Genomic DNA, 5,100 nt, shown 5'->3' with positions numbered 1-5,100 from the left:
CGCGGGATCGTCAGCGTCATCTTCGATGTGCCCGTCAGCACCGATTTCCGCGAATGGCCATTGCGGCGATTGGCGTTGCCGTCGGCCTGCTCCTCATCGAGGTGCTCGTCCAGTTCGGCGTTCAGAATCCGCTCCGAAAGCGCCTTCTTCAGATCGTCGAGCAGCCCGTCTCTGGCGAAAACCTCATTCGGATCGCGACCCGCAAGCAGTTGGTCCAGAAGTTCCTTCTCAATAGCCATGTGATGATTCTCTCCTTTCCATCATCATGGCCTCGCGCACAGAATTCCTGACAGTCCCGTGGCGGCCGCTCTTTTGCAGATCAGTCAAACTGGCGTCCCTTGAAACTTCGCAAACCTCCGGAAATCGCCATCGTGACGTTCCGTACCACAGCGCGGGTGTGTCCAGAATAATGCAACAGACCCTTCAACTATATTCACAAACTCTTTGCGACCATCAATCGCAGCCAATGGTACCTTCTTAGGAAGTCTGAGGTCGGGCACGGCTGAAATAGCTGGTCCCTCGTTCGAGCTCAGACCGCTGCGCACCAAGCAACGGAAGATTAACAGCCATGGCAAGAAGAGCGCTCATTCTGATTGAAGGCAACACACACGGTACTGGTCTACAATACGTCCAAGCAGCCGAGCGTCTCGGCCTCCATCCAATCACCCTGTCGACCGATCCGGCTCAATACGACTATCTTGCGGCCGAAGGGATTGAGACAGTCCGGGTCGACACAGGCAATCTCGATGCGCTGATCCACGAATGTTCCCGGCTTCGTGCGACCTATGACATTGCCGGCATTACGAGCGCCAGAGAGGCGGTCTACGCGACAGTTGGCAAGATCTGCCGGAATTTGGATCTGCCTGGACCGAACCCTGCTTCGATTGAACGATGCTGCGACAAATTCACTCAACGTGAGCTCCTCGCACAGGCCGGCGTTCCAATACCTAGTTATCGCTTGGCAGCGAATGCGGCGCAGGTTGAAAGATCTGCGGCCGAGATCGGCCTGCCGGTGGTGCTCAAGCCAGCTGTTGGCAATGGCAGTATGGGCGTCCGATTGTGCGACAACGCCGATGAGTTGGTCGAACATACGACCTATCTGCTGGGCGGGAAGCACATATGGCGGTCTTCGCCGAGAATCCTAGTCGAAGAATTCGCACAGGGTCCATTCTATGAAGCTGAGACAATGGGAAATGAGGTCATTGGGATTAGTGCCGCCGAATTTGGCCCGCCACCGCATTTCGTCTTTCGTCAGAGCATCTTTCCGGCGTTGCTGACTGATGACGAGCACGAGCGTATCGCCGATGTGGCGCTGAGCTGTTTGCAAGCTCTCGGCCTTGACTGGGGGCCAACCAATATTGAATTACGGTGGACGAAGCGTGGCCCAGTCGTCATCGAAGTCAATCCACGTCTTGCGAGTGGAACCTATCCTCGGCGTTTTCAGCTGGCTTACGGTATCGATCCCGTTACCGAGCACATCAAGCTCGTCATCGGCGCGCATTGCGACTTGCGCAGAAGGTACTCGCGCGTAGCGGCCGCGCGGTTCCTGCTTCCTGATTGCGATGGTACCCTTGACTGGATCCGTGGCGACAATCGGGCGGCCGCCGTATCGGGTGTCGCCGAGGTCAAATTGCATGCTGAACCCAAGACGCCGATTGTCAGGAAAGGCGATTACCGAGACTGCATCGCACATGTGATTGCCGCTTCACCCAGCTTTGCTCAGACCAAGGCGATACTTCAGCGTGCCGTCGACTTAATTAGCTGGTCGATCACGCCCTTTCCGATCCTACGCTGATAGGATCTAGTCTAAACCGTTGGAACTGGAACGGGCTTAGCAGGCCGCTGCAAAAGTCGCATCCTTTCGATTTTGATGACATTTGTCGGAGTGGTTTGGCTGATCGGGCTGGATTTTGGCTTTTGCAGCTATCGGTTTAGCGTGCGTGGTTGTTTTGCTTGGCGGTTTGGCGTCATGTTGGCTGGATCGCCAGCAATTTGGGGATACGGACCAGATTGCAGGCGATGATCGCGAAGGTGAAGACGGCTCGACTTTTTAGCCGCCCGCGCAGCTTGGTCTTGGTCAGTCCGCCTGGCTTCTTCACCCAGCCGAAGATCTCCTCGATGCGTTTGCGGATGCCCGCCCGAGTAGCTGCGGCTACCTCCGGCACGGGGGCAGCCTGGCCGGAAGCGTCCAGGGAGGAACGGCAGGACGCCGATCCGGCGGCTAATAACGCGACGAGCAGGATGAGACGCCGTCTTACCTTGGTTGTGCGCGCCGTTCAATCCGTCCCGGCAAAGGCGCAGCGGCCATCCGCGGGCGATTCTTGCATGGGCGACGCATCGCCGATCGTGAAGTGTAGACAGCGGATGTTGCAGCCTTGTCAACTTGGAGGTTATGTGCATGCGGATGCTCTCGGCATGGGCGGTCTAGGGAGCAGCCTCGTCGGGATGGATCGCTAGGAGCCTGTGAGATCCCGCGTAAGTGCACAGCGAAGTACGCCGGAACAGGAACCGGCCGGGGGCCCAGCTCGATGAGCGTTCACCCGCTTATCGGCAGTGCCTTGGCGAGCACCCACATGGACGGGCTGTGGGCCCTGTATTCGCCTACAACGCCGTCCTATCCGATGATGATCCGATCGGCATAGGCATGAATTTCGACCGGCCGTCCGTCGGCGCTCGACAGCAGTTGTTGTCGAAGGATAGCTGCTGGACGCTTCAACTTGGCTGTCCTCTACCGCACTGCCGAGAGTGAGGGGCCAATGACGGTACTGGCCCGCGAAGAGTTTTGCCTGGTGGTGCCGCCTGGTCAACCGCCTTTTGAAGATTCGATACCGCTGGCCGACCTGCACGCATTTCCGCTGGCGGTTCCCATGCGCAACAATAATGTCAGGCGTTCGGTGGCTGATGTCGTTTCGCAGCACGGTTGTGTTTTGAACGTCAGATTCGAGGTCGATTCCCTTTCTACGATCATCAATATGGTCATGGAAGGAAAGGCGTATTCCATCCTTACCCCGTCGGCTATTCAGAAAGAGTCGTCTCAAGGCCAGGTCAGGACGGTCAAGATCGTCGATCCGGTGATTACCCGTTCCGTTGTGCTCGCCGTCAACCCGAAGGATGAGCGCTCTCCCGCCGTTTCTGCGGTCCGCAAGCTGATCCCCAAGGTCGTCAGGACCTTGATCGAGGGCAAGCACTGGTCAGCCACGGTTCCGGACCGGGTTTAGCAGATCCCCAAGCCAAATTCCTCCAGCGCTATGGCTCGTCGCGGCTGCTTGAGCGGTATCAATCTGGATTCGAGATGGTTTTGGGCGACATTCGATATTTGACCGCATCCAACTATCGCGATGAAATCGCACAGGAGCGAGACAAGGTTCGGATATCGGCCGCCTCGTACCACACGAAAGCGGAGCATCCGATGTCGAACGCCATGAGCTATCAGCTTTTCATCAATGGCAGGTGGCGAGTCGGAAGTGACGGAATTACTCTGTCGGTGATCAACCCGGCGACAGAGAAGGTATTTGGCTCGGTCGCCGCGGCTTCAGCGCCGGACCTGGATGAGGCCCTTGCTTCGGCAGAGCGGAGCCGCAAGGCTTGGTCCGCACGGCCTGCAAAAGATCGTGGCGAGATCCTCGTAACAGCCGCCAGGATCTTGGCAGCGAAGGTTGGAGCGGCAGCCAGGGACCTGTCGGACGAACAGGGAAAGACAATTGCCGAAGCGACAGGTGAATATGCGCGCGCTGTCGAAACACTGGAGTGGAACGGCACCCACGCCGAAGAGCTGTCGGCCCCTATTCCGATGGGCCCGAACCGGATGATCGTCCCGGAGCCCCTTGGGGTCGTTGCCGCCCTTACCCCTTGGAACTATCCCGCCGTTCTCATCGCCCGCAAACTCGCCCCTGCTTTGGCGGCAGGCTGCCCGGTCATCCTAAAAGGAGCTGAAGAGACACCAAGCGCGGCTGTCCATTTCGTCGAAGCCTTGCGACAAGCGGGTATCCCGGACGGCGTGGTCAATCTCGTCTTTGGCTTTCCGGTGCAAATATCCCGGCACTTACTCAGCTCGCCGATCGTCAAGGTTCTAACTTTCACCGGCTCTACCGAGGTTGGAAAACAGCTCGCCAAGCTCGCCGCGAACAACTTGCAGCGGTGCATTCTTGAACTCGGTGGGCACTCCCCGGTCGTTGTATGCGAGGATGCCGACCTGGCAAACGCCATACCGGCAATTTCGGAATACAAGTTCGAGTGCGCGGGCCAAAGCTGCAATGCGCCCAGCAGGATTCTCGTCGCGCGGCCTCTCTATGAGGAATTTCTGTCCCGGATGACGGAAGTCGCCCGCAAGATCAAGATCGGCCCGCCGGACGACCCGGCGACGGAGATGGGACCAATGGCAAACGCGCGACGAATCGAGGCCATGCAGCGTCTGGTCAAGGATGCGGTCGATCGCGGCGCCCGCATCGAAACCGGGGGGACCCGCCTGGACCAACCGGGATTTTACTGGCCGCCAACGATCCTGACAGCCGTGCCAAATGATGCCAGAGTGCTTCATGATGAGCCGTTCGGACCGATCCTCACCGTGGCGCCGTTCGATACGATCGAGGAGGCCATCGAAGAAGCCAACGCCACTGACTATGGGTTGGCCGCCTACTTCTTCACTGGCGCTGACGATACGAAACGGGCGCTGATCGGCGGTCTTTCGGCCGGCGCTCTTAGTGTGAATTATCTTAAAGGGGTTTCAGCAGATGCGCCGTATGGTGGCGTTAAACAGAGCGGCTACGGATATGAGGGGGGCGAGCAGGGGGTGCGGAGCTTCCAAAGCCTGAAACTGGTCAACGGGTTCGGTTCATTCGGATGAGATTTCGTGAATAAAAAAACACGGACCATTGCCGGCAAGCATATCACAAAGAGCGTCGCTGACGCCCTTCAATACATCTCGTACTACCATCCCCCCGATTATATCCGGTATCTTTCGCGGGCATATACTCGCGAACAGAGCCCGGCGGCGAAGAACGCCATCGGGCAGATTCTGCTGAACTCTCGCATGGCGGCCTTCGGACGGCGCCCGATCTGTCAGGATACCGGTCTTGTGGTGGTCTTTGCAAAGGTCGGCAT

4 protein-coding genes and 2 pseudogenes are annotated in these 5,100 nt (G+C 58.1%); 4 read left to right on the top strand and 2 right to left on the bottom strand.

The genetic code is table 11. The features are described 5' to 3' along the window. A partial coding sequence (locus NKH60_RS34495) for a transposase (RefSeq protein ID WP_352875054.1) occupies positions 1–239 on the bottom strand: 239 nt, incomplete at its 3' end. 329 nt (positions 240–568) lie between these two features. Here NKH60_RS34495 and NKH60_RS34490 point away from each other — a divergent pair. Continuing rightward, positions 569–1,795, top strand: a complete 1,227-nt coding sequence (locus tag NKH60_RS34490) for an ATP-grasp domain-containing protein (protein WP_352875052.1) — start codon at positions 569–571, stop codon at positions 1,793–1,795. Between the two features lie 172 nt (positions 1,796–1,967). On the opposite strand, the pseudogene NKH60_RS34485 reads toward NKH60_RS34490, so the two are convergent. After that, positions 1,968–2,129: pseudogene (locus NKH60_RS34485) on the bottom strand (IS5/IS1182 family transposase); the annotation flags it as partial. Positions 2,130–2,696: 567 nt separating this feature from the next. Here NKH60_RS34485 and NKH60_RS34480 point away from each other — a divergent pair. The 3 genes and pseudogenes from NKH60_RS34480 to NKH60_RS34470 form a co-directional block, all read left to right on the top strand. After that, a pseudogene (locus NKH60_RS34480) lies at positions 2,697–3,218 on the top strand (LysR substrate-binding domain-containing protein); the annotation flags it as partial. A gap of 191 nt (positions 3,219–3,409) precedes the next feature. Next, a complete protein-coding gene (locus NKH60_RS34475) occupies positions 3,410–4,843 on the top strand; it encodes an NAD-dependent succinate-semialdehyde dehydrogenase (RefSeq protein WP_352875056.1) in 1,434 nt (477 codons plus the stop codon). 6 nt (positions 4,844–4,849) lie between these two features. After that, positions 4,850–5,100 (top strand): fumarate hydratase (locus tag NKH60_RS34470; RefSeq protein ID WP_352875050.1); only part of this gene is annotated, 251 nt, incomplete at its 3' end.

The sequence above is a fragment of the Mesorhizobium sp. M1006 genome, assembly GCF_040318825.1.
GTDB lineage: Bacteria > Pseudomonadota > Alphaproteobacteria > Rhizobiales > Rhizobiaceae > Mesorhizobium.
Note: the sequence above shows the minus strand (reverse complement) of the source record. Positions and strands in the feature narration are given on the sequence as shown.